The sequence below is a fragment of the Tateyamaria sp. Alg231-49 genome (assembly GCF_900143535.1).
In the GTDB taxonomy this organism is placed as follows: domain Bacteria; phylum Pseudomonadota; class Alphaproteobacteria; order Rhodobacterales; family Rhodobacteraceae; genus Tateyamaria.
In genome coordinates this window covers 173,175-198,684 of the sequence record NZ_FRFA01000002.1, presented here as the reverse complement: position 1 = coordinate 198,684, position 25,510 = coordinate 173,175, and the positions used below count along the sequence as shown (strand labels likewise).

The 25,510-nt window shown below is 56.1% G+C and carries 19 protein-coding genes and 1 pseudogene; 12 read left to right on the top strand and 8 right to left on the bottom strand.

Going from position 1 to position 25,510, the window contains the following annotated elements; genetic code table 11:
- Nucleotides 1-176 precede the first annotated feature (176 nt).
- The 6 genes and pseudogenes from DHN60_RS04595 (at nucleotide 177) to DHN60_RS04570 (ending at nucleotide 10,614) form a co-directional block, all read left to right on the top strand.
- Complete coding sequence (locus DHN60_RS04595) at nucleotides 177-2,153, top strand: HAMP domain-containing sensor histidine kinase (RefSeq protein WP_108836109.1); 1,977 nt, start codon at nucleotides 177-179, stop codon at nucleotides 2,151-2,153.
- A 531-nt stretch (nucleotides 2,154-2,684) separates the two neighbouring features.
- On the top strand, nucleotides 2,685-4,418 hold the full coding sequence (locus tag DHN60_RS04590) for a type I secretion system permease/ATPase (RefSeq protein ID WP_234423518.1): 1,734 nt from the start codon (nucleotides 2,685-2,687) through the stop codon (nucleotides 4,416-4,418).
- Complete coding sequence (locus DHN60_RS04585; RefSeq protein ID WP_108836108.1) at nucleotides 4,415-5,728, top strand: HlyD family type I secretion periplasmic adaptor subunit; 1,314 nt, start codon at nucleotides 4,415-4,417, stop codon at nucleotides 5,726-5,728. The genes DHN60_RS04590 and DHN60_RS04585 overlap by 4 nt, the downstream gene beginning before the upstream one ends.
- 526 nt (nucleotides 5,729-6,254) lie before the next feature.
- A complete protein-coding gene (locus DHN60_RS04580) occupies nucleotides 6,255-7,817 on the top strand; it encodes an acetolactate synthase large subunit (protein ID WP_108836107.1) in 1,563 nt (520 codons plus the stop codon).
- A 36-nt stretch (nucleotides 7,818-7,853) separates the two neighbouring features.
- Nucleotides 7,854-8,495, top strand: a complete 642-nt coding sequence (locus DHN60_RS04575; RefSeq protein WP_108836106.1) for an alpha/beta family hydrolase — start codon at nucleotides 7,854-7,856, stop codon at nucleotides 8,493-8,495.
- 319 nt (nucleotides 8,496-8,814) lie between these two features.
- A pseudogene (locus tag DHN60_RS04570) lies at nucleotides 8,815-10,614 on the top strand (NAD(P)-binding domain-containing protein).
- A 328-nt stretch (nucleotides 10,615-10,942) separates the two neighbouring features.
- Here DHN60_RS04570 and DHN60_RS04565 read toward each other — a convergent pair.
- The 4 genes from DHN60_RS04565 to DHN60_RS04550 form a co-directional block, all read right to left on the bottom strand.
- A complete protein-coding gene (locus DHN60_RS04565) occupies nucleotides 10,943-11,371 on the bottom strand; it encodes a universal stress protein (protein WP_108836105.1) in 429 nt (142 codons plus the stop codon).
- 10 nt (nucleotides 11,372-11,381) lie between these two features.
- Nucleotides 11,382-14,003 (bottom strand): TRAP transporter permease, encoded by a 2,622-nt coding sequence (locus tag DHN60_RS04560; RefSeq protein WP_108836104.1) that lies wholly within the window; start codon nucleotides 14,001-14,003, stop codon nucleotides 11,382-11,384.
- 93 nt (nucleotides 14,004-14,096) lie between these two features.
- Nucleotides 14,097-15,065, bottom strand: a complete 969-nt coding sequence (locus tag DHN60_RS04555; RefSeq protein ID WP_108836103.1) for a TAXI family TRAP transporter solute-binding subunit — start codon at nucleotides 15,063-15,065, stop codon at nucleotides 14,097-14,099.
- A 21-nt stretch (nucleotides 15,066-15,086) separates the two neighbouring features.
- Entirely contained in the window at nucleotides 15,087-15,965 is an 879-nt protein-coding gene (locus tag DHN60_RS04550; protein ID WP_108836102.1) for a MurR/RpiR family transcriptional regulator, read from the bottom strand.
- A 100-nt stretch (nucleotides 15,966-16,065) separates the two neighbouring features.
- Between DHN60_RS04550 and DHN60_RS04545 the strand changes: the two genes are divergently transcribed.
- Both DHN60_RS04545 and DHN60_RS04540 read left to right on the top strand, forming a co-directional pair.
- Entirely contained in the window at nucleotides 16,066-16,854 is a 789-nt protein-coding gene (locus DHN60_RS04545; RefSeq protein ID WP_108836101.1) for a 3-keto-5-aminohexanoate cleavage protein, read from the top strand.
- Complete coding sequence (locus DHN60_RS04540) at nucleotides 16,851-18,173, top strand: aspartate aminotransferase family protein (RefSeq protein WP_108836100.1); 1,323 nt, start codon at nucleotides 16,851-16,853, stop codon at nucleotides 18,171-18,173. Before DHN60_RS04545 ends, DHN60_RS04540 begins: the two co-directional genes overlap by 4 nt.
- Before the next feature lie 304 nt (nucleotides 18,174-18,477).
- Here the strand turns inward: DHN60_RS04540 and DHN60_RS04535 are convergent, their stop codons facing one another.
- The 3 genes from DHN60_RS04535 to DHN60_RS04525 all read right to left on the bottom strand — a co-directional run bounded on the left by DHN60_RS04535 (nucleotide 18,478) and on the right by DHN60_RS04525 (nucleotide 20,868).
- Nucleotides 18,478-18,900: a DUF126 domain-containing protein gene (locus DHN60_RS04535; RefSeq protein ID WP_108836339.1), complete on the bottom strand. Its 423-nt coding sequence runs from the start codon at nucleotides 18,898-18,900 to the stop codon at nucleotides 18,478-18,480.
- Nucleotides 18,900-20,132 (bottom strand): aconitase X catalytic domain-containing protein, encoded by a 1,233-nt coding sequence (locus DHN60_RS04530; RefSeq protein ID WP_108836099.1) that lies wholly within the window; start codon nucleotides 20,130-20,132, stop codon nucleotides 18,900-18,902. Before DHN60_RS04530 ends, DHN60_RS04535 begins: the two co-directional genes overlap by 1 nt.
- A 307-nt stretch (nucleotides 20,133-20,439) precedes the next feature.
- A complete protein-coding gene (locus tag DHN60_RS04525) occupies nucleotides 20,440-20,868 on the bottom strand; it encodes a hypothetical protein (RefSeq protein ID WP_159089115.1) in 429 nt (142 codons plus the stop codon).
- A 427-nt stretch (nucleotides 20,869-21,295) separates the two neighbouring features.
- On the opposite strand from DHN60_RS04525, the gene DHN60_RS04520 reads away from it, so the two are divergent.
- Nucleotides 21,296-23,605: a cache domain-containing protein gene (locus tag DHN60_RS04520; protein ID WP_108836097.1), complete on the top strand. Its 2,310-nt coding sequence runs from the start codon at nucleotides 21,296-21,298 to the stop codon at nucleotides 23,603-23,605.
- Entirely contained in the window at nucleotides 23,569-24,231 is a 663-nt protein-coding gene (locus tag DHN60_RS04515) for a response regulator transcription factor (protein ID WP_234423517.1), read from the top strand. The genes DHN60_RS04520 and DHN60_RS04515 overlap by 37 nt, the downstream gene beginning before the upstream one ends.
- 371 nt (nucleotides 24,232-24,602) lie before the next feature.
- Here DHN60_RS04515 and DHN60_RS22215 read toward each other — a convergent pair whose 3' ends face one another.
- Complete coding sequence (locus DHN60_RS22215; protein WP_159089114.1) at nucleotides 24,603-24,770, bottom strand: hypothetical protein; 168 nt, start codon at nucleotides 24,768-24,770, stop codon at nucleotides 24,603-24,605.
- 75 nt (nucleotides 24,771-24,845) lie between these two features.
- Between DHN60_RS22215 and DHN60_RS22470 the strand changes: the two genes are divergently transcribed.
- Together DHN60_RS22470 and rimM are read left to right on the top strand one after the other, a co-directional pair.
- Nucleotides 24,846-24,983, top strand: a complete 138-nt coding sequence (locus DHN60_RS22470) for a hypothetical protein (protein WP_199913629.1) — start codon at nucleotides 24,846-24,848, stop codon at nucleotides 24,981-24,983.
- On the top strand, nucleotides 24,976-25,482 hold the full coding sequence (gene rimM, locus DHN60_RS04510; protein WP_108836096.1) for a ribosome maturation factor RimM: 507 nt from the start codon (nucleotides 24,976-24,978) through the stop codon (nucleotides 25,480-25,482). Before DHN60_RS22470 ends, rimM begins: the two co-directional genes overlap by 8 nt.
- Nucleotides 25,483-25,510 lie beyond the last annotated feature (28 nt).

Here is a 25,510-nt window from a genome sequence, read left to right as displayed (position 1 = left end):
TCACGGCGGGCATTTGCGTTGGCGAGCGGGGCATCACCGCCATGATCCATACCAGATCGAAAAAGAGCGGCGCGGCTATGCCTAGAGCACCAAGCCCACCGCACGACCCCGGCCCTGTTTATCTGACCTTTCTGCGCAGCTTTGCGGAAACCAGCCCGCTTTGATAGCGTGATCTCATGAACTCTGTCCGCTTTCGCCTGATGATCCTTGCTCTGGCACCCATGGTGCTGCTGATGCCGCTGATGCTTTTTCTGGGCATGACGCGTTGGACTGCGGATTACGATCAGGTGCTGATTGCCAATGTAGAAAGCGATTTACGGATTGCCGAACAGTATCTGTCCCGCCTGATGGTTGGGACAGGCGAAGAGTTGCAGGCCGTGGCCGGGTCTGTGGAGTTCGCGCAAGCCTCACCAGAAGATTTCGACGCCTTCTTTGATGCCAAGCGTGGCGAACTTGGCTTGGATTTTCTCTACTACTTATCGATGCAAGACGTGGGCGATGTTCAAGCCAGTTGGCCTGTGATCGACATGGCCGCAACTGGCACCAGCCGAACCGAGATCGACATTTTTTCGGGCCCGGACCTCGAGGCGATATCGCCCGAACTTGCCGCCCGCGCGCGCCTGTCGCTGATCGAAACCGAGGCCGCTGTCCCGACTGACCGCACGGTCGAGGATCGCGGCATGGTGATCCATTCGGCCACGCCCGTGGCTTTACCAGACAGGGCCGGAGTGTTGGTGGGCGGCGTCTTGCTGAACCGCAATCTGGCGTTCATCGATACGATCAACGCGCTGGTTTATCTCGAAGAAGAAACAGGCGCGCTGCGTCAGGGCACGGCCACCTTGTTTCTGGACGATGTGCGCGTGTCGACCAATGTGCGCATGTTCGAAGATGTGCGTGCCCTTGGCACCCGCGTCTCGGCCGCGGTACGGGGCGAGGTGCTCGGCAACGGACGGACGTGGCTGGACCGGGCGTTTGTGGTGAATGACTGGTACATTTCAGGGTATCTGCCGCTCACCGATAGCTTTGGCACCTATGTTGGTATGCTATACGTCGGCTTTCTCGAAGAACCGTTTACCGCCGCCAAGCGCAATGCGTTCCTGTGGATCCTTGGTGCCTTTGCAGCTGTCCTCTTGCTGTCTGCGCCGCTGTTCCTACGGCTGGCCAAAGGCATTTTTGCCCCGCTTGAGCGGATGACACACACCATGTCACTGGTCCAAGGCGGTAACCTGTCTGCGAGGATCGACCTCGGTGAAGCGAACGACGAGGTGGGACAGGTGGCGGGCCACCTTGATGACCTTCTGGATCAGGTGCAACAGCGCGACCGCGAACTGCGCACGCTTAATCAGGACCTCAACGACCGGGTGGACAAGCGCACGGCCGAACTCAAACGCACCAATGAAAAGCTCGAAGAAACGTTTCGCCAATTGGTGATGAGCGAAAAACTTGCTTCGATCGGCGAGATTACGGCGGGCGTCGCACACGAAATCAACAACCCGGTTGCCGTCATTCAGGGCAATGTGGACGTGATCCGCGAAAGTCTTGGCGAGGGCAGCGCCGCGATCCAGACGGAACTGGGCCTCGTTGACCGTCAAGTGTCGCGGATTCAGACCATTGTTGGCAAGTTGCTGCAATTTGCCCGCCCCGGCGAGTTTGCCGACCTAGAACAGGCGGTGCCTGTGGCCCCAGTGGTCAAGGATTGTCTGGTGCTGGTCAACCATGTGTTGTCGCAGGGCAATATTGAGGTAAAGACGCAAACGGACACGACCCTGCAGGTGCGCATCGATCCCGGCGAATTGCAGCAGGTTCTGATCAATCTGATCATGAACGCGGTGCAGGCAATGGGCGGGCATGGGACCCTGACGTTGCGGGTAGAACCATCAGATCGCGACAGCATCGCGGGTGTCGCGGTGTCGGTTCAAGACACCGGGCCGGGCATTGATCCCGCGCTGATCGATCAGGTTTTTGCCCCGTTCTACAGCACCAAACAGGCCGAAGGGACTGGCCTTGGCTTGTCCATCTCGCAGACGCTGATCCAAAGGGCGGGCGGTTTGATCCGGGCACGCAACATGCCCGAAGGCGGCGCGTGTTTCGAAATCTGGCTACCGGTCCACGTGCCGGAACAGACCAAGGCAATCCCTGTGGCCGCCACCTAAAACGACGGCCTCAGCCCAGACCAAACAATCGAAAATTCGCCAAAGAAATGTTTCGAGGATTTCGAGGGGGTCAGATTCTGTAAACCTGTTGTCAGATAAAGGCCGCTGGAACAGGCGCGCCCTTTGGCTAAAACACTATTAAAATTAGGTAAATTCCTTGCACACCATCGCCATCACGTCGTTTGTTTCTACAAGTTTCCAATTCTTGACAGAACGCATGAGCGACGGGATTTTTCGACCAAAGCGTCTTTGGGTATGGACTGCGGGGAAACCCCACTTCCTGTCGCCGCTTTGCACCTGCTCGCAGCGAACACGCCGGGCGGACCATCAACGATGGTTTTTGCTCTGCGCACCAATAGATCCGCTAGCCTTGCCCAAGACGCGTGGTTTGGGATGGAAAATGCCGATGATGCCCTTACTTCACCACAGACAGTGTGTAACATTGGGCAACTGTGCCTGAGAAATACAATTAGCGATTTGGGGAGTACTGCCCGCTGTGATGGAAATTGAACCAAAGATCGGTATTTCACAGTGACGATTGAAACACCAATTGGCCTGCCCGAGTTGCGGGCTGCGCGCGCCCAAGGCTTGTGGCTTTTGTGGTCCGTTTTTCTGTTCAGCGTTTTTGTGAACATTCTGACGCTGACCGGTCCCTTGTTCATGTTGCAAGTCTATGACCGGGTGCTGGGATCACGATCCGAAGAAACGCTGGTCGCGTTGTTTATTCTCGTTGCGGCGCTTTATGCTTTGATGGGCTGTCTGGATTATGCGCGCGGTCGGGTTCTGGCGCGCTTCGGCGCTCGTTTTCAATCCAGTCTGGATGACCGGGTGTTTGATGCTGTGCTTCAGCGTGCCCTCTTACCCAAAGAACGTGGCGCGCCAGCAAGCGGTTTGCGCGATCTCGAGTCAGTTCAAACCCTCTTCACTTCACCTGTCATGCTGGCGTTGTTTGACGTGCCGTGGACGCCTTTCTTCATTGCTGCAATTTTCATTTTTCATCCTGTGCTGGGGTGGTTGGCCGTTTTTGGTGGGGCGTTGCTCATCGTCATCACCTTGCTGAACGCCCTTCTGACGCGGAACAAGACGCTGGACGCCCAAATAGCATCAGGTCAGGCCAACGCCTTTGCCGAACAGGTGCGACGCTCGGCCGAGGTTGTGCGCTCACAGGGGATGGGAACAGCGGTTTCTGCGCGCTGGCATTTGATGCGTGACAAGGCGCTAAGCGACACGATCAAATCAAGCGACTGGACAGGTCTGTTCACAGCGATGACCAAAACATTCCGGCTGTTTTTGCAATCGGCGATGCTGGGCGTCGGCGCTTATCTGGTGTTGCAAAGCGAAATGACGGCCGGGGCGATGATTGCGGGCTCAATTCTGTTGGGCCGCGCGCTGGCGCCGATCGAACAATCCATCGGTCAGTGGCCGATGGTCCAACGCGCACGCGCGGCATGGGCTGCATTGGCGGAGTTGCTGAAAACCACACCGCCCGAAGTGCAAACTCATGCCCTGCCCACACCGGCGCCTAACGTAATGTTCACTGGCGTTACTGTGATGTCGCAAGGTGCAAAGGCCCCGACCCTATCGGCCATAAACTTTTATCTGTCCGAGGGCGAAGTCCTGGGTGTCATCGGCAAAAGTGGATCAGGTAAATCTACGCTGGCAAAATCCATTATGGGCCTGACCCGTGTGGTGGCAGGCGAGGTCCGGTTTGGCGGGGCAACCGTAGATCAATACGGTGCCGATGCCTTGGGGGCCTACATCGGTTACCTGCCCCAGAATGTGGTCCTGTTTAACGGCACAATTGCCGAAAACATTGCACGCATGAGCACCGCTCCCGATGACGCAAAGATCGTCGAGGCCGCGAAACGGGCCAATGCCCACGAAATGATATTGTCTCTGCCGGATGGATACAAAACGGTTGTCCTAAGCGAAGATAGCCAGTTGTCAGGCGGTCAGAAACAACGGATCGCGCTGGCGCGGGCGTTCTACGGCGATCCTGTTTTGTTGGTGCTGGATGAACCGAACTCGGCACTCGACCATGAAGGGTCCGTCGCGCTCAACATTGCAGTGCGAGAGTTCAAGGCGAGCAACCGATCTGTCATTATTCTGACCCATCGTCCAACTGCCATCACCGAATGTGACCGATTGCTGGTCATCGAAGACGGACGCATCAAGGCCGATGGACCGCGCGACGAAGTGTTGAAATCGACGGTGAGCAACGTGCGTGACATTCAGCGCACGCTCACAAAGGTATCGCAGTCATGAGCGCCGAGAAAAAAGACGAACGTAAGTGGAAGGCCACTGGACCTCTCTTGGTCGGCGCAGGCGCCCTGATCGTCCTTGTGGGTGTTCTTGGCTATTGGAGTGTAAACGCTCGCATTGCGGGCGCCGTGATCGCATCGGGAATGATCCAAGTCGAATCCAACCGGCAGGTCCTGCAACATCCTCAGGGGGGGGTGGTCGGCGAACTCTTGGTCAAGGATGGCGACTTCGTCGCATCCGGCGACGTGGTGCTGCGCTTTGATGACAGACAGTTACGCTCAGAGCTGGCTATTCTCGAAGGGCAACTCTTTGAGTTGTTGGCACGTAAGGCGCGGTTGCAAGCAGAGCGCGACGGGCTGAATGCGTTGCCCGCCCCAGATGGACTTTTGGCAGAAGCAGTCACAGACCCTGCGGTGCAAGGTCTGATTGACGGACAGCAACGCCTGTTTGAGGCGCGCGCAGACACGTTGCGCCAAAGCGAAGAACAGATTGCCGAGCAAATTGCACAGGCCGAAAACCAGATCGATGGGGCCAGCGCGCAGCTTGCAGCACTTGCGACGCAACGGGGGTTGATCGAAACCGAGTTGGTCGACGCCCAAAGCTTGTTTGAAAAAGGTCTGACGCCTGCCGCGCGCGTTTCGGCATTGCAGCGCGAGCAGGCGCGCCTGCTGGGTGAAATCGGCAGCCTGACCGCCAATGTTGCGCAACTGCGTGGCCAGATCGCAGCTCTGAATATTGAGCGGATCGCTCTGACAACGCGGCTGCGCGAAGAGGCTATCTCGACCTTGCGCGACTTACAGTTTCAGGAAATCGAATTGGTGCAACGCCGCCTGAGCACGCTCGAAACACTGTCCCGCACCGAACTGCGCGCACCTGTCGGCGGCGTGATTTACGACTCCCGGGTCTTTGCATTGCAATCCGTGGTCTCACCCGCAGAACCGATCATGTTTATCATCCCGCAGGATCAACCGATGATTGTCTCCGCTCGGATTGACCCGATCCATGTGGATCAGGTGCATGTCGGGCAAGAGGCGTCACTGCGCTTTGCCGCCTTTGATCAGCGCATGACGCCCGAAGTGTTTGGCCGTGTCACCAAACTATCCGCCGACGTGTTTACCGACCAAGCGTCTGGTGTGTCCTATTATCAGGTTGAGCTTATTCCTTCTGAGGGCGAGATGGAAAAACTGGGTGGCCAGACTCTCCTGCCCGGCATGCCGGTCGAGGCGTTCATAAAAACCGCAGAACGCTCACCGCTCAACTATCTCGCCAAACCTTTGACCGACTACTTTGCCCGGGCCTTCCGCGAAAGCTAGGAACCTGGCAAGGATCGTGTTTTTGGCGCAGAACGCGATGGCAAAAAACGCATGTAGGCGACGATTTCAAAACGAATGAAGGTCGCACTCTCACGTGCCATTGCCAATACTCGGATCAGTCCAATCAAACAGTGCGTGATGGCCCGTCGCATCCTTGCAAGGCTCTTCGACCTCGCAGAGTTTTGCAAACTGCCCCCCCCTCGAAAGGTCAGTTTGAATAGCCGCAGTGACGACATAAGATGCGTCATTACGGAATGCGCATATGAACGTCCGCAAAGACCGCGTTTTCAATCCAACTGCTTTGGGCTCTGAGCGGTATGTTGGCGCCCTCAGCAACACTTCCTTGTTCGCTCGAAGCAGTGCTCTGACACCAAACTTAAACAAACGAGACAACCCCAAAGTCAGGCCATAGTCAGGCCAAGACACCCTTCCAAACACTCCGCCCGACAGATTAGGTGTGTGTGTGAAACAGTTTTCGTGCGAGCATTCGCAGCAATTGACTGCACTCACTGAGGTTAGGGGAAACATGATGAACGGCGCCCAATCGCTCGTAAAAACGCTTTTGAACAATGGCGTGGACACAGTCTTTGCAAATCCCGGCACCTCAGAAATGCATTTCGTGGCCGCCTTGGATCAGCACACCGACATGAATTGCGTTCTTTGCCTGTTCGAAGGTGGCACAACAGGCGCGGCAGACGGGTATTTTCGGATGAAACGGGATGTTGCAGGCACGCTCCTGCATCTCGCGCCGGGTTTTGGCAATGCATTCGCCAATCTGCACAACGCCCGCAAGGCAGGATCCGGAATCGTTAATGTCGTCGGGGATCACGCAACACATCACCAGCGATATGAAAGCCCCTTGAAGGGAGACATACTTGGTATCAGCCATGCCGTCAGCCACTGGACACGGGTGTCGTCCAGTGCCGCTGATGTCGCTTTGGATGGATCCGCCGCGGTTCAGGCGGCCCGCTCGCAAAACGGCCAGATTTCAACACTTGTCCTGCCAGCCGATACCGCATGGAACCCGGCCAGCGCCGCCGCAGAACGGTTGGGCGCCCAAGAAATCCTTCACCGGCCATCACCCGAGGATATCGAGGCCGCAGCGGTGCGACTGACGACGCCACATGCCGCGCTGATGATCGGCGGGTCAGCCCTGTTCGGGCCACTGCGTGAACTGGCCGGAAAAATTGCGTCCGCGACGGGGTGTCGCCTGTTGGCCGACACTCTGATACCGCGCATTTCCAAAGGTGCAGGGACAACTCGGTTGGACCAACTGGTGTATCCCGTAACGCCCAAAATCGCTCAGCTTAAAGATACGTCTTCGATTACCCTGCTTGGAACAGACCGGCCCGTCGCCTTCTTTGCCTATCCCGGAAAACCGAGCGTTCCCGAACCTTCGCATTGTCCGGTTATGGATCTATGCGCGCCAACAGATGACATTGAATGGACGATCCAATCGCTGGCCGATGCGGTCGGAGTAACCAACAAAACCGAAACACAAGCCGTTCCGCTTGATCTTCCTGCAATTCCCAGCGGTCAACTGAGCCTCGAAAAAGTTGGTTTGACGCTCGCTGCGCTGATCCCAGAAAACGCCATTGTCTGCAATGAATCCGTGACCTCAGGATTTCATGTCATACCGCCAACAGCCACCGCGCGCCCGCACGATCTGCTTGCAGGTACAGGCGGAGCAATCGGGCTGTGTCTACCTTGTGCCACGGGTGCCGCAATCGCTTGCCCGGACCGAAAGGTGATTGCCCTGACCGGGGATGGATCCGCTATGTATACGCTGCAATCCCTATGGACCATGGCACGCGAAAATCTGGACATCACCGTGATCGTGTTTGCAAATCGTGGTTATCAAATTCTGCGCGATGAACTCACGAACGTGGGGGTCGAGAGTTTTGGACAGAATGCTCAGGCCATGTTTGACGTCGAAAATCCAATGCTGGACTGGGTGTCTTTGGCCAAAGGTCACGGCGTACCAGGCACGCGCGCAGAGGATGCCGACGGTTTTGCAACAGCACTTTCCACCGCACTGTCCAGCAGCGGACCATCTCTGATCGAAGTTGTGTGCCCCCTGCCTGCATGAATATGCCAACGCAAAACCAATGGAACCAAGGTGACAATGGCAATCGACTTTCTGGAGCTTGGCCCCAATACCTCAAAAGCTACCGTGCTTCTGGCACACGGCGCGGGTGCCCCGATGGATTCCCCAGCAATGACAGCCATTTCCCAAGCGCTTGCCGCGCAAGACCTCAGGGTTGTTCGCTTTGAGTTTGCTTACATGGCAAACCGCCGGACGGATGGCACCAAGAGGCCCCCTCCCCGCGCAGACAAGTTGAACCACGAGTACTTGGCAGCAGTCGACGCGCTTCAGATCGACGGGCCTATGATCATCGGTGGCAAGTCGATGGGCGGCCGTGTCGCAAGTATGATTGCGGACGAACTGTTCAACGCCGATCGCATCGCGGGATTGCTCTGTGTGGGTTACCCGTTCCACCCTATTGGCAAACCGGAAAAGCTGCGCACTGAGCATCTGATGGGGCTGCAAACACCAACTCTGATCTGTCAGGGAACGCGCGACCCGTTTGGTTCTACAGATGAAGTCGCCGCATATGATCTGTCCTCGGCAATCCAGATGAGTTGGTTTGAAGACGGCGATCACGATCTGAAACCACGCAAACGCGTTTCAGGTTTTACCCACGCGGACCACTTAAAATCGATGGCAGCAACGGTTGCGGTGTGGGCCGATAGGATCGGCAGTTAAGTCGCCTGTGGCACGCAAAAACAGTTGTTCCCTCGTGCCAATACAGTGACGTTTGGTGCGCCAGTCACACCCCTGAGCAATGGACAGATCTACCAGAGTCTGCAGGCTTGCCAGCCTTTGTCGTGCCCTCCTGCCAGCTCCGCGTCAATTTAGCTTAGCAGTGCCTTCAGTTTTTAAACGCCAAACGCGACATGCACAGTCTTCCGCTCATAGCCAAAAAACTTCGGAGCAGCAATGTTTGAAGGGTATGGTCGTCCGGACACCGGCAGAATCTCTGCGCAATTTTCAGTGTCATTGCAGCGATTAATGGGAGGACACAATGTTAGACACCACGGTTTTAGATCAAACTCAGGCGTTCCTGGACAGCTTTGGCGACGCGCTCGCCAAGGGAGATATTTTACGCGCCTGCGACATGTTCGAGGATGATTGTTATTGGCGTGATTTGGTGAGTTTCACGTGGAATATCAAGACGGTCAAGGGAAAAGACCAGGTCGGCGATATGCTATCCCAACAACTGGCCACCACAAAGCCTCGCGATTGGAAAATCGCAGAGGGAGAGGCGCCAGCGGAGGACGGCGGCGTGACCACTGCATGGATCACATTCGAAACCGAAGTTGGCCGGGGATACGGATTGGTCCGCCTCAAGGGCGACAAAATCTGGACGCTTCTGACCACGCTGGTCGAACTGAAAGGGCATGAGGAACCAGCCGGCGAACTCCGGGCATTGGGGGCCAAGCACGGCGCTGGAAAAAACCGGACCACATGGGCCGAAGAACGCGCACGAGAAGAAGCTGAGCTTGGCTATGATACGCAACCGTATTGCGTCATTATCGGTGGCGGTCAGGGCGGCATCGCGATGGGCGCACGCCTGCGTCAGCTGGGCGTGCCAACGATCATCGTCGAACGGAACGAACGGCCCGGCGACAGTTGGCGCAACCGGTACAAGTCCCTGTGCCTGCACGATCCCGTCTGGTACGATCATTTGCCCTATCTAAAATTCCCGGACAACTGGCCCGTCTTTTCCCCCAAGGACAAGATCGGCGACTGGCTTGAGATGTACACCAAGGTCATGGAGCTCAACTACTGGACCAAGACCTCAGCCAAGTCCGCGACATTCGACGAAGCCTCGGGTGAATGGACCATTGTGGTCGACCGGGACGGCAAAGATGTCGTTCTAAAGCCCAAGCAACTTGTGATGGCGACAGGCATGTCAGGCAAGAAACGGATGCCAGAGTTCCCCGGCATGGACACCTTCAAAGGCGTCCAACAACATTCATCTGAACATGACGGTCCCGATCAGTGGACAGGCAAGAAGGTTGTCGTTGTTGGGTCAAACAATTCGGCCCATGACATTTGCGCAGCGCTTTGGGAGGCGGATGCAGATGTGACCATGGTGCAGCGGTCATCAACCCATATCGTGCGCTCCGATACCTTGATGGAATTCGGTTTGGGCGATCTCTATTCCGAACGCGCCGTTAAGGCGGGCGTGACAACCGAGAAAGCTGACCTGATCTTTGCGTCCCTACCCTATCGGATCCTGCACGAATTCCAGATCCCCGCCTATGCGGCGATGAAAGAGCAGGACAAGGATTTCTACGACGGGCTCGAAAAGGCCGGGTTCTGGCTCGACTGGGGCGATGACGACAGTGGTCTGTTCATGAAGTACCTGCGGCGTGGATCAGGCTACTACATTGATATCGGAGCAAGTCAGCTGATCATCGACGGCGAAATCAAACTCAAACGCGGTCAGGTCGTGGAACTTGATGAAACGGGCGTTGTCCTTGATGACGGCACCCATCTGGACGCGGACCTTGTGGTTTATGCGACAGGGTACAATTCGATGAATGGCTGGGTTGCTGACCTGATGGGGCAGGACATGGCTGACCAACTTGGTAAGTGCTGGGGCCTCGGTTCCGACACCACCAAAGACCCCGGTCCATGGGAAGGTGAACAACGCAATATGTGGAAGCCGACGCAGGTGCCAAACCTGTGGATGCATGGCGGCAACTTGCACCAGTAACGGCACTATTCGCAATTTCTAGCCTTGCAGATAAAGGCAAGGATGGAAGGTATCCCCACCCCGGTTTACGGGTTGCAAGAGGTTCATCATCTCGCCTAACCCGCGATCTTGCGAGCAGAACCGGTCCTTCGGCCTTTTATGGACGATGGGCCGGTTTGTCTTGCACATCGGGTACACGGCCAGCTGTACGCGATGTGCGCTCTGACCACTCCGGCCTTTCCTGCCACGCCCGCCACCAAAAGATCGCGCAGGCATAGGCTGCCGTAAGCCGAATGTGACTGTTGCTGCAACCTGAGCGAACAGCGGCGACAAACGGCCCCGCGGCAGTCATTCACTTCTTTGACGGTCTAAGCGGTCACATCACGCAGGGCGTCGCACTGAAAACAGTGCCAGGTCGCAAACGAACGGCGCATCAACGATGCTGCATTCATTGGCGAACAACAAACACCGACTGCGATGCATGACGCGCGACACGCGCAGCGTTGGGCCCGATAAGGTAATCCTTCAAAGTTGGACTATGCGCACCAACGACAATGCAATCGACAGCAAGCTTTTCAGCAGAGTGAATGATCTGATCGTAGATTGTACCGCGCGCAACATGAAGAACGGCTGAAACATCGTCGGGGATGTGGCTTTGGGCCCAGTTTTCGAGCCCCCTTTTCGCCGCTGCCTCCACCGTCTCGTTGTGATCAGGCGCCAGCGACGCACCAACAATGGCCATCCCTTGGTCAGGGACAACGTTCACGACGTGCAATGTCGCAGCCTCATGGCGTGCCAGTCCAACAGCGGCTTCAGCGCTGGCCAGCGTTCCTTCGGGGTCATTGATGTCGACTGCCAGTAGGAGTTTTTTGAACATGTTTTGAGCCCTAGAATGCTGGTTGAGTAGCGCGACGGCGCTGGATGAGCACGATGCCAAACAGAAGGAACAGCGCCGGTATGAAGAAAAGCTCCTTGGGCATACGATCATTTTCGACTTCAATCTTGGCGATCACGACCGGATCATCGAGGTAATAGTCGAACTCCTGACCGCTGATGGGCTGGATCGTTTCACTGCCACCAAACGGTTCATCGATGCGCAACTGGCCATCTTCTTCCATAACCAACAGCCCCTCGGCATCCAGCGTCCCCGCCCCGGCAGAGGGCAGCACGATGGTGACAGGCCTGACCTTGGCCGTGTCAAAATCCGGGCCTTCCACGGTGATGCGGATATCCTGTCCCTCAGGCGTTTGCTCCATCAATTCCATGACAGCAGGGCCCGTGGCTGTGGTGTATTTCTCGCTTACCTGATCAAGGAAGAAATCCGGTCGGAACAGCATGAACGCGATAAACAACAGCACAACGGTTTCCCACACTTTGCTCTTGGCTATGAAATAGCCTTGGGTCGCGGCGGCAAAGAGCAGCATCGCGATCAATGATATGAAGAAGACAAGCACCGCCTTGGCCAGTCCGACATCGATCAACAGCAGATCCGTGTTGAAGATGAACAGGAACGGAAGAAGCGCCGTTCTGATGTCATAAGCAAAGCCTTGGACACCGGTCTTGATCGGATCACCCCGCGATATGGCAGCAGCCGCATAGGCCGCAAGGCCCACAGGCGGCGTATCATCCGCCAGAATCCCAAAGTAGAAGACAAACAGATGGACCGCGATCAGCGGAAAGATGTACCCGGCCTGCGCGCCTACAGACAGGATCACAGGGGCCATCAGCGACGATACAACGATGTAGTTGGCCGTGGTGGGCAAACCCATGCCAAGGATCAAGGACATGATCGCAACAAGGATCAGCAGGATCCAGATATTGCCGCCCGCAATGACTTCTACCACTTGGCCGATCACCTGATGCGCGCCGGTCAGACTGATTGTACCGACGATGATACCAGCCGCACCCGTGGCGACACCAATCCCGATCATGTTGCGCGCGCCAAGGATCAGCCCCTCGATGAAATCGCGCCAGCCTTGGACGGTCGCACCGCCAAAACCCTCATCCCGAAAGAACGCCTTGAGCGGGCGGTGGGTGAGCGCGACGATGATCATGAATATGGTCGCCCAGAACGCCGATAAAGACGGCGAGAGCCTCTCAAGGCTGTCCGTGCGCACCATCAGGTTCCAAACAAGGATAAAGATCGGCAATGCGAAATACGCGCCCCCCAAAAGGGTCGGGGTCAAACGCGGCGCCTCAAGCGGACCGTCAGGATCGTCCATCGCCACATCAGGGTAACGCGCAGCAAAGTAGACAAGCACAAGGTACAGCACCGCGACAATGGCGAGGCCACCATAGACGCTTTCGGCCATGAACCCGTCCAGCAAGCTACGGATCAAAATCATGGCGTAGGTGCAAATGCCAAGGAAAAGAAAGCCAGAAAGGAACAGGATCAAAATCAGCACAGGGCCAATGTGACGACCGGCTTTCTTGAGGCCCTGCATCTGCATTTTCAGCGCTTCGAGGTGCACAATGTAAAGCAGCGCGATGTAGCTGATGACGGCTGGCAAAAAGGCGTGTTTGACCACGTCGATGTAGGGGATGTTGACATATTCGACCATCAGGAACGCAGCAGCACCCATAACAGGCGGGGTCAGCTGACCATTGGTCGAGGACGCCACCTCAACCGCGCCCGCTTTCTCTGCAGGGAAGCCGATACGCTTCATCAGCGGGATCGTGAAGGTCCCTGTCGTTACAGTGTTGGAAATAGAACTGCCCGAAATCATCCCCGTCAACATTGAGGACAAAACAGACGCTTTCGCCGGGCCACCTCTGAGCGCGCCCAGCATTGCAATGGCAACCTTGATGAACCAAGACCCGCCCCCTGCACGATCAAGTAGCGCGCCAAAAAGCACAAAGAGGAAGATCATCGATGTAGACACCCCAAGGGCGACGCCGAACACACCTTCGGTCTGCATCCAGTAATGGCCCAGCGCTTTGGACAGAGACGCGCCACCATAATTGGTGATGTTTCGAGCCCATTCGGAGTAGCCGCCGAAGAAGGCAAAGGCGACAAACGCGCCCGCGATAATGACAAGTGGAAGCCCAAGCGAGCGATAGACTGCGGTGAACAGCACAAACATCCCGATACAGGACATGGTGATGTCTGATGTGCTCCACAGACCCGGACGGTCGGCGATCTCAAATCGGAAGACGACGAGATACAAGCACGACGCAACGCCCAAGATAACAAGCGCCCAGTCGTAGGCCGGAATGCGATCTTTGGGTGAAGATTTGAATAGCGGGAAGGCGAGAGTCGCCAGCATGATGGCGAAGGCAAGGTGCACAAATCGGGCCTGCGCCACGATGTTGGCAAAGATGTTCATGCCCGTCGCTTGGGCTATGACACCGGGCACCTTGGAGGCGATGTACAGCTGGAACAGGGACCAGACGATGCAGGTGCCAATGATCAACTTGGCCTGCCATGCAGCGGATGGGTTGCGGGCGCCGGTATCGGCCTCTGCCACCAGGTCGTCGGCCGAGCGCGCGTCAGTATCTTGTGCCATCATGTCCCCTTGTCTCTTTGCGAGACGTGTTGTCATCGTTACTTTGGAGTGGGCCGCCCGGAACTCCGGACGGCCCGTTTTCAAAATAAAACGAGGTTAGTCGATCAAACCAAGTTCTTTGTAGGCTTTTGCAGCACCATCATGCAGTGGGGCGGACAGGCCATCTGCGACCATCTGCGATGGCTCGAGGTTTGCGAAAGCAGGGTGCAAACCGCGGAAGTCATCAATGTTCTCCATCACGGATTTCGCAACGATATAGACGGTTTCCTCAGGAACGCTTGCGGACGTCACAAAAGTTGCGCCAACGCCAAAAGTCGTGGTGTCGCCATCAGTGCCTTTGTACATGCCGCCCGGAATGGTCGCTACGCGGTAGAAGGGGTTGTCTGCGACCAGCTTGTCGATCGCCTCACCAGTCACGGACACCAGTTTGGCATCACACGTTGTTGTGGCTTCTTTGATCGCAGCCGCTGGGTGACCGATCGTGTAAATCATGGCGTCAATGTTGCCATCGCACAGTTGCTTGGCCATTTCCGAACCCTTGTACTCGGTCGCAAGCGCCAGATCGTCCATGCCGATGCCATATGCATCCATGACAACTTCCATTGTGGCGCGCTGGCCAGATCCGGGGTTGCCCACGTTCACACGCTTGCCGGCCAGATCTTCAAAGCCCGAGATGCCGCTGTCGCCACGAACGATCAACGTAAAGGGCTCTGGGTGCACCGACATCACAGCACGAATGTCTGGGAATGCGGCATCGCCTTCGAATTTGGAGGTGCCGTTATAGGCGTGGTGCTGCCAGTCAGACTGCGCAACGCCAAACTCAAGCTCACCCGCTTTGATAGTGTTGATGTTATAGACCGAACCACCCGTGGACTCGACTGCGCAGCGAATGCCGTGCTCTTTGCGGGACTTGTTCACAAGACGGCAGATCGCGCCGCCCGTTGGATAGTAAACGCCCGTGACACCGCCGGTGCCGATGGAAATGAATTCCTGTGCGACTGTCATCGACGCCGCTGTCATGACCCCGATCACTGTCGCGGTGCCTAGTTTGAGATGTTTCAACATGTGTTACTCCTGATTGACTAATCACCCGGCCCAATACTCGCCGAGCTGCTGGTTTTTTGCTTCGACCCTTTGGATCGCAGCGGTGGCATCTGCCCCAGACGCGGCAACGATCATGGCGATCAGAGTTTCGATCAGCACGAGCGTGACTACGTATGAAGAGAAGAACTGTGGGCTTTCGGTGGGAACAACGAAGCCGTGTGTGGCATGGGTCAACGCCGGACATTTTAACGCATCCGTCACAAGGACGACGTCAGCACCAGAACTGCGTGCAAGGCTGGCTGCTGCGACGACCCGCTTTGAATAGGGGCTCATTGTCACGATGAACACAACGTCGCCATCACCCAAGGTCGCCAGCTGTGATCCCACTGACGCACCCATTCGGCCCGCAAGGGACCAATTCGGAGCAAAAAACTGGGCGAGATAGGCCATGTATTCCGAGATTCCAGTCGACGCGAGCGCGCCCAGCAAAACCACGCGATCCGCCTGACGCATCAGCGTTGCCGCCTGCTCCAGCTTGCGATGATCCGCGCGCTCCAGAAAATGCTCAATGTTCCGGATACACGCGTCGCCCTGGCGCGACAGCATTGACTCGTTTGTCGGCGACCCAGACCGCAACAACTCTGCTTTTTCAGAAAGCGAAATCACCTTTTCCCCAACCGAGAGACGAGAGACGTCCTTCATCTCTTCAAAGCTTGCGTAGCCCAAAGCGCGGGACAGCCGGGAAAACGTTGAAGGTGACACGTGGCTGTCTGTCGAGATCGCCCTTAACGGTCGGCTGGCAACGTCCAGCGGGTTCGCCAAGACATAGTCAGCCGCCTTGCGGAGCTGGTCAGACAGCCCTGCGTAACGCTCTGCGACGCGGTCTTCGAGTGTGTTGCTGGGAATCGGCAGACCCTCCATTTCGCAAGAGACTTGCAAGCGTTTCACTAGTTGTCAATTGATGAAATGTATGTTTCAGATGGGAAACTAGGTTGCTTCTGATTGAAACACAGAGAACGTCATGGCTCTTGAAAGACACCCACCGCCCCTCATCATGGTGGCACCGACCGGGGCCAGAAAGGGCAAGGGCGACCACCCTCGACTGCCGCTTTCAATTCAAGAAATTCGTGATGAAACAGTGGCTTGCGCGTCTGCGGGCGCGGATGCGCTTCATCTGCATGTCAGGGATCAGACGGGCCGCCATTCTCTCGATCCCGGACGCTACAAAGAAGCGATTGCCGAGGTCCACGACGCGCTGCCAGACTTTCCAATTCAGATCACAACCGAAAGCGCTGGCGTCTTTGACGTCGAACAGCAGCTGACCTGTTTGCGTGATCTACGCCCCAAGGCCGCAAGCATCTCGATCCGGGAGGTCGCGCGCGATGCCGCACTGGCCGCGCGTATCTATGGCACCTGCTCAGACAACGGAACTTCCGTTCAACACATTCTTTATGATCTGGACGACTGGACCCAGCTCTTGGCTTGGCAAGAAAACGGCGTGGTCAAAGCAGACCAAGCCGACGTCATTTTCGTCCTCGGGCGCTACGCGCCTCCCACAGCGGCAAAGCCCAGTGATCTGGACAGCCTCACCCACCTCTTCCAGCAGCTCCCCGGGCGCGTCATGATCTGCGCCTTTGGAGCATCAGAACACGACGTACTCTGTGCAGCGTCTGCGTACGGGGCAGATCTGCGCGTCGGATTTGAAAACAATATCTATACCGAAGACGGAGAACGCGCTGAAAGCAACGCAACAAATGTTGCCGCCCTCAAAGCAGCTTTAGTTTTTCGAACACAAGGACTGCTCCAATGACATCTCATGTGTTTCCACGAAACTCAAAGGCCCCGCCCCCAAAAGTGTCTCATGGCAAAGGCGTGCATCTTTATGACAGTGAGGGTCGCGCCTATCTGAATTTCGGCGATGCGGCGGTGTCCTGTCTGGGTCATGGGGATGCCCATGTGGCCAACGCCATCAAAGAACAGGTGGATCGCGTGGCCTTCGCGCATACAGGTTTTTTCACCTCAGATCCCGCAGAAAACCTGGCCGACAAACTGATTTCGCTGGCGCCCGGTGATCTGGATCGGGTGTATTTCGTGTCCGGCGGGTCCGAAGCCATGGAAACCGCGCTGAAACTCGCGCGGCAATACTACCTTGAGATTGGTCAGCCAAAGCGCAAGCGGATCGTGGCGCGGCGACAAAGCTATCACGGCAACACATTGGGTGCGCTTGCCACAGGCGGCAATGAATGGCGGCGTGCGCAATTCGCGCCCATCCTGATCGACGTGACCCATGTTTCCCCCTGCTACGCCTATCGCGACCAAGAAGAGGGCGAGACGAATGACGCCTATGTTGACCGCCTGATCGAAGAGCTGGATGCCGAATTTCAGGCGCTCGGCCCGGATACGGTGATGGCCTTTGTGGCCGAGCCCGTGGTCGGCGCAACGCTTGGAGCCGTGCCGCCCGTCGGCGAATACTTCGCGCGGGTGCGCGCACTGTGCGACCGCTATGGCATTCTGTTGATCCTAGACGAAGTGATGTGCGGCATGGGGCGCACAGGCACCCTTTTTGCCTGCGAGCAACACGGCATAGCGCCAGACATCTGCGCCATCGCAAAAGGGCTTGGCGGCGGATACCAACCGATCGGAGCGACGTTGTGCACCAAAGAAATCCACGATGCCATTCTGGCGGGCTCGGGTTTCTTCCAACACGGGCATACCTATCTGGGCCACCCGGTTGCCTGCGCCGCAGGCCTTGCTGTCCTCGAGCGCCTGATTGATGACGATGTGCTATCCCGCGTCACACCATCAGGGCAGTTTTTCCGACAATCTCTGCGGGACCGTTTGGGCCAGCATCCGCATGTCGGCGACATCCGGGGTGTCGGTCTGTTCTGCGGCGTCGAACTGGTCTCGAACCGAGAATCAAAAGAGCCCTTCGCCCCAACCGACAAGGTGCACGCCAAGATCAAGTCCGCCGCGTTTTCCGAGGGACTGATTTGCTATCCTATGGGAGGAACGATTGACGGAAGAAACGGCGATCACGTCCTTTTGGCCCCACCGTTTGTTGCAAGCCATGCAGAACTCAGTTCCGCAGTTGAGCGTTTGGCCACAGCGATCGACTCTGTCGTCGGCTGATTGCTGGCCCTTTGCCCTTTGGGCCTTGCCACCTAGCGACCGCTTCAGCGGGCGCACAACGATTTTACGGTGGGATTTAACGGTGGGGACGCAATTAAACCGCCATATGCTGCGTTTCTTGAAAGATGTCTGTCGGATCACCGCCGAACCGCAAGGTTTTCGAAACGCGTGACACGGCCAGCAAAAGTGCTGATCAGGCTCGGCGCTTTCGCTTGCATATGTTCAAGCCAAAAAGCGACAAACCGCGCCCAACACCTTGTTCACAAAAGACCAAACTGCCGCCTTTGGGGTGTAAGCGTGACGCTCATGCCAACGCCTTGTTCATCACGGTAACGATCCCGGCGGCGGGATCGACTTGGACGTCATCCCCCGTCTCAATAAGCTGGGTGACATCTCCATCGGCGAAGCGGTCACACATTGCCATATCCGCAAGCGCCGCGCCTTGCGCGAGGATCGTGTTTGCCGAGTTAAACAGGATCGCCTTTGGCGCGATATTGCGCGCGGCCATTTCATGCAGCATCCAGGCCGTCGCAACCCCGCCCTTTGCGGTGTTCAAGACCAGAATAACATCGCGATAGCTTTGCCCCACCAACTTGTGTTGCGGCCTCGAAAAAACGCCTTTGATCCGGTCCAGATCATATCGTGCGGAAAAGTTGTCATCCGCAACCAAGGCTTTGCCGCGCACCGTTGGGCCGATACCAACATGGCATTTCAACTCTAATGGCATCAGACGATCCATCCTTTTTCAGCCGAGGCCACGCAGTCCTCCATGCTCGCAAGCGCGGGTTGATACCCGTACCCTCCAAGAATGTTTACGATTTTCGCAGAATTGCTGAGGAGACGTTTCCAGCCATTCGCCTCTCCGATCTCGCGGGCGTATTGCTGGTAGAAACACGTGCCCGTCAAAACTTTGCCACCAAAACCCTCAATCGCATCAATGAACCCCATACGCTTGGCATCGACATAGACTTGCGCCGGTGTGCAAACGATCAAGTCTGTCGTTTCTGACCTATGACGTCCTTTGCACAGTGCCGCGACCTGACCCATTTCGACCAGACTGAGTTGTGGTGCCGCGAACACGACGACATCCACCACTTCACCCTTTGCGCCGAAGGGTCGATACAGGTCGGCGATGTCTTCTTTCGACACGATTTCTGGCTCCAACCCCTCGCCTTTGACATCGGCCAGCGTGCTACATTCAGGCGTAATGCCAGCCACATGGAACAGCGGCGTCGATCCATAGCTCGCCATGGCTGCCCCCATGTGCTTGATTTCATCCGAGGTCGGCGGCTTTTCGATCCCTTCGATCACCGGCACTTCCCAATAGCTGCCAGACTTTCGCCCAATCGTGGCACCCAGCACACCCCAGTCCATCAGGTCCTTGGGCTGCGTCTGGACCACAAATCGCTTTGTTGCGCGGCGATGTTCGTCCAGATGCAAACCATATCGCGGCGTGCGCCCCGTCAATCCCGCAGCAAGGGCCGACGGCCCACCTTCAAAGTTTGAGCGGGCCCCGCACACCGAGTTCGAATAGATGACCACGCCAGTGTCGCCATAAGCCACATGATCCCCCCGAACGGGCGGCATGATGGTCTGATAATTGATACAGGTATCGGTCATCATGATCCCCATACTTGTACATGCCGCGATGAAGCGCCGTTCAAGATTGGCCATCTCTTCTGTCTGTCCAAGTGGGTCGTAATACGTCAAATCTACCCCACGCGGATCAGTGATCATGGGAATGGCGACCTTGGCACCATTCTGCGCGATCCCTTCTACGAAAGAGACACCTGCATCCCCAAGGCTTTCCGGATCAGCCATCATATGGGCTTGGCTGACCTCAACCATATCCTCGGCATCAAACATTCTGCCAACTTGCGTTTGATGATCAATTGCCCACTGACACGCCGGTCCAAACTCACCGGCCTGCATGGCCTTTTCTTTGTCTGAAAGCTTCATACTATCTCCCGAGGTGGGTTTCCCAAAAGGCTATCGCTTGGCCCTTCGTCGAACAAGCCTGCACTATGAACGCCTGCCGTCGAAACGCCGGTGTCTCCAGAGTCCGCAAAACCAAGTGTGATTGCGGGCTGCCCCGATGATGCTAGCCGAAAAACCGAAGCCTGTTGATGCAGAAAACGGATCGTCACCAACTATGGAAATGAACGCTTCATTCCGCGATGCCGTCACCGGCACAAATGCGGCAAGATATTCAGACACCACGCAGTGCCCAAGCAGTATCCCGGCAAAGTCTTCTCTCCTCACAGCGTCAGCTTGGCCCCCGACGCTGGATCCAACCATATCTTTTATCACCGTCGAGGTACTGCATCAGACCACGTGGCACATACTCTTCACCGCTTGAGTACCACGTGTCCATGTCGCCCAAGCCAGCATCGTAGCCGCGCTCAAAAGTGCGGTCCCCCTGCTTTGAAACAGCAAAAGCCACAAAAGAGGCAGCCGCCGAGTCATCACCCAGCATTTGGCCGATCGCGGCCAGCACGTATGCAGAGCCGTTGACGTCTTCGTTCTCGTCTTTTGCGTAGCGGCACGCCTGTTCCGCAAACCCAATGGCATAGCCAAGAGCGAAAGGCTCGTGCAAAAAAAGATGGGTAATCATACGATTGGTACTGCCCGACACGTCACTAAGCTGACCCATGGCAACCCGGGCAATTAAATGCGGATCGTGCAATACAGTCATTGCTTGTTCCAAATTAGGGGGTTTTCACTTTTATTCTATCCGAGCCCTATTACGCGGGCATTTATAATTGAACTGCCAATTGCATTTTAATGAAATTAAGTCCCGGGCTTTTCACACAACCGTCCTGCACGGCCCGGGACCGCGCAGGTGCACAAAATGTACAGGTTTACATATTACCACCAAACAAACGCGCGAATTCTGATTGCAGGACGTTTAGCAACCAGAAAACACACGCCTTCGCACTCACATGCGGATGATACGACTTAAAGAGGTCGGGTAATATTGGTATGTTCACCTAGGTAGAATTGCCTATAGTCAAACAGAGCACTGTTAAAAATCCAATTGAAGTGTCACAAGCAACTTACGGCTTTTCCAGTTAGTTTCGCCAAGAACGGCGTGGTGCAAGGATGTATGGGAGCGATTTCATATGAAGACCTCGTTAGGGTTGGTACTCGCATTTTGCCTTGCCGGCCTTCAATTCGTGGCGATCATTATCATCATGTGGTCGTCCTATGTGACGTCCGAGCGTGTTTTGCTGGACCACGCGCGAAACCTGTTACGAGATAGTGGCATCAATACAATTGCGCACTCAAAAGGGTTTCTAAATCCGGCGCAAGATGCAGCGGAATTGGCCGCACGAATCGCTGAAAATAAAATTGTCGCCAGCGACAACAGGCAGCTCCTTGAACAGTTATTATTTCAGCAATTGCTGACGGCCCCGCATTTGGCCGGTTTGTTTTATGGCGACGAACGCGGCAATTTCGTTTATGTCAAACGCAGCGACGTGACCGCGCCGTTCCGCTCAAAAATCATTTCTTACGAGGGCGGCAACCGCAACACAGAACTGATCTGGCGCGACCGAGACTACGTTGCAGTCGCTCAGCTTCCCGACCCAAAAGATACCTACGATCCCAGAAAGCGGCCTTGGTACACGCAAGCCCAACAGCAGCGAAGCACGATTTGGACCGACCCCTATATTTTCTTCAGCTCTCAGAATCCGGGGATTACAATCGCAGCTCCAGTGACCGCCAGCGATGGCAAAATACAGGGCGTGGTTGGCGTTGATATTGAGATTAGCGAGTTGTCAGAATTTCTTGCCCAGTTGAAAATTGGTGAAAACGGGACAGCCCTTATCGTCAACCAGAACGGAGACGTTATCGCGCACCCGAACCCCGCCCTGCTCAAGACCGTCGACACAGACGGATCGTTCCGTTTTGCCGGCATCGAGGAAATTGAAGACGGCATTGCGCAAACAGCCTTTGGAGGTCTGGCAAAATTGGACCCTGTCTTGGTTGAGACAGAAACATATGCAGAGTTCAGCTATGATGGCGCAGATTTCGTCTCAACAATCATGCCAACGATAAGTGCCGAGTTGCCCTGGACGATTGCGGTCTATGCACCAAAATCGGACTTTGTCGGCGCGATTGTTCAAAACCGGACAAAAAACATCTGGATCGCGGCGTTGGTGTCGGTCCTGACAGGCGCCGTCGGCTTGTTGCTGGCCAACTATATCAATCGTCCCGTACGTGCCTTTGCGGTGCGTGCCGCCCTCATTTCGCAGGGTGAAGTCGATCCTTCCGAGCCAATGCCAAGAACTTACAAAGAGCTTGAGCGAGCAAACTCCGCACTGACCGAAGAAATCATGCAACGCAAAACAGCAGAGCGTGAATACGGACAAACCTTTGAACTGTCATCTCGGGGGATGGTGCAGATTTCGTCCGAAACCGGGCGGTTCATTCGGGTCAATGCCAAGTTCGCCAGCATCACAGGATACGAGCCGGAAGAGCTGCTGCAAATGAAAGCGGTCGACTTTCTGGCGTCAGACGATCCGGCGGCCTTCAACCGGATATTGAGCGAGATGCTCGACAGCGGCGATGCCAGCGTTGTCCGAAAATGTCTACGCAAGGATGGCCAGACCGTTTGGCTCAGAGTGAACGCGATCTTGATCCGCGACAACGACGGTAAACCGTTGCATTTCGTGGCGACGATCAATGACATCACCAAGAGCTTGAATTCCCAAAAGCAGATTGAAAAGCTCAACCGGGACTTGTCGCATCTCGCACGCGGCGAACTGCTTGGCCAAATGGCGGCCGGGCTCGCACACGAACTCAATCAACCCCTGACCGCCATTACCCAGAACGCAGACGCCGCTCTTTTGACCGCGACAGAAAACGCGGGGCAAGACAGCGAACTGCAACAGATACTCGAAGAGTTGGATCAACAGGCCCACCGCGCAGCTGATATTATCAAGGCTCTGCGGAATTTCGCCAAAAAGGGGGAGGAATGGAAAACACCATTCGACCTTGACGCCCTGATCGGCCAGACTTTGCATCTGGTTAAGGCAGAGGCGACTGAACATGGCGTACGCATTGAATTCAACCCCGGAGATCTGCCCGAAGTGACAGGCATCCGCACCCAAATCGCGCAAGTGATTGTTAATCTGCTGCGCAACGCGATTGAAGCGATCGCAGGCACGGACGACGGCGATAACTCGATCCAGATAACATCAAGCGCCGACAAGGATTTCGTGACCGTTTCTGTCGAAGACAGCGGGCCTGGTGTAGATCCGGGCCTTGATCTGTTTTCACAATTTGAAACCACAAAAGCAGACGGAATGGGGCTTGGCCTGTCCATCTGCCGTTCCATCATCGAAACTGGCGGCGGACGAATGTGGCATGAACCCGGTCAGGCTGGGGGCGCGTGCTTCTGCTTTACCGTGCCGGTGGCCCAAAAGTGACTGGCAAAGGGGATACCATTTTTGTTGTCGATGACGACGAAGACATTCGCTCGTCGCTGAGCAGGTCCCTGAAAAAACGGGGTTTCTCAGTGGAAACCTTCGAATCCGCCCGGGCCTTTCTGGATGAATTCGAAGCGGGCCGGTCGGGGTGTATCGTTCTTGACTACGGCATGGAGGGAATGAATGGGCTCGAGCTGCAAAAAAAGCTTGTGACCGAAGGCTGCGCGCCTCCCATCATTTTCATCACAGGCCATGGGGGCATTCCCGAATCCGTTGAGGCGATGAAGGCCGGCGCAATCGACTTTCTGGAAAAGCCATTTCGCACAGAGGTTCTGGTCGACCGAATCAATCAGGCGCTGAGGATCAATGCCCTCGGCAATGAGTCTCGGGACAAAGCGCTGCGGGCAAGGATGATGCTGGACACGCTGACCACCCGTGAACGGGAAATTGTGGATATGGTCGTGTCAAACCCCTCAAACACCACCAGCAAAGAAATCGCGCGCGCGCTCGACATCAGCCCGCGTACAGTTGACCACCATCGCGCCCGGATTCTGGAAAAAATGCAGGCCAGCTCGATGGTTGAAATCATCGATCTGGCCATCGCCTCGCAACGGTTAAACACTTAGGCCACCGCTCAAAGCTCCTTGAGGGTACGGACGAGGCATAGGCAAATCTACCTAGGCAACTGCGCCGATTTGTAGCTTTGGGCCATAATGATAGTTTCAGGGCACGGAAACATTACTGATCCGCGGACGCTCTGGGGGCCAAAGTTTAGGCTGCTGAAATGGTACGAGTTAACCGGTGGTTATGCCGGGCCCCAGTGGACCATCGTGAGATGCTCTGCTGGCTGCATGCTGGTGTGTAAAGTGAGCGACCGGCACATCAGATGCAGATCAATATTGGTTTAAGCATATTTAGGGCGTGGCGGGAGTCTATCCCCAACTAATTACCGCCACGCCTTCATTTAATGCCTGCATCCCTAAGAAAATGAACTTCTTCACAATCCAAACGCACCCGTAACGCCATATCTCTGGGAATACGTCACAGATATCGGGCCCATAATAACCTTGCTCGTCATGTCTGTCGGATACTTTGCACTTTGAAGCAGCAAAAGAGCGGCATGGGCCTTGGCGCCGTCACAACGCAGGGCACGCGTTTCAGTCATTCAAAACCCCCTCTGGACAAAGCCACCCCCGCAGGGGCAAATGCATAACGTCCCACCACCCAAACAAAGACCCCCATGTTTTCGCTAATTCGCACGCCCATTCTGATCCTCTTCGCCTTCACGGCAGGCTTGCTGTTCGAACGCAGTCAGGCGGGCGAAGCGTGCACGCAAGCCGGTGGGCAAATGCGGGACGGAGTGTGCTGGAATGAGTGACGAGATGATCTGCGTGGGCGCGATCAGCGGCTCCTACGGGATCGTAGGCGAGACGCGCGTGAAATCCTTCTGCGCTGATCCCTATGACATCGAAAACTACAACCCGCTGACGACACAAGACGGCACGCGCAGCTTTACCCTCGCCCTGATCAGGCCCATGAAAAACGGCTTTGTCGCGCGGATCGCCGAGGTTGAGACCAAAGAGCAGGCCGACGCACTGAAAGGCACGCAACTGTTTGCGCGTCGCGACCAGTTACCGACCCTGCCGACTGACGAATTTTACTACTCCGATCTCACCGGGCTCGCCGTGTATGACACCGGCGGCGCAGAACTGGGTCGGGTCAAGTCCGTGCAAAACCATGGCGCAGGTGACCTGCTCGAAGTGCAACTGCCCGGACAAAGCGCGACAGTACTTGTCCCCTTCACGCAGGCCGTTGTGCCAACTGTGGATCTGGATGCAGGGCGCATTGTTGCCGACCCACCCGAGGGCCTGTTCTAGACGTCAGTGCACCGGCTGACCTCATGCA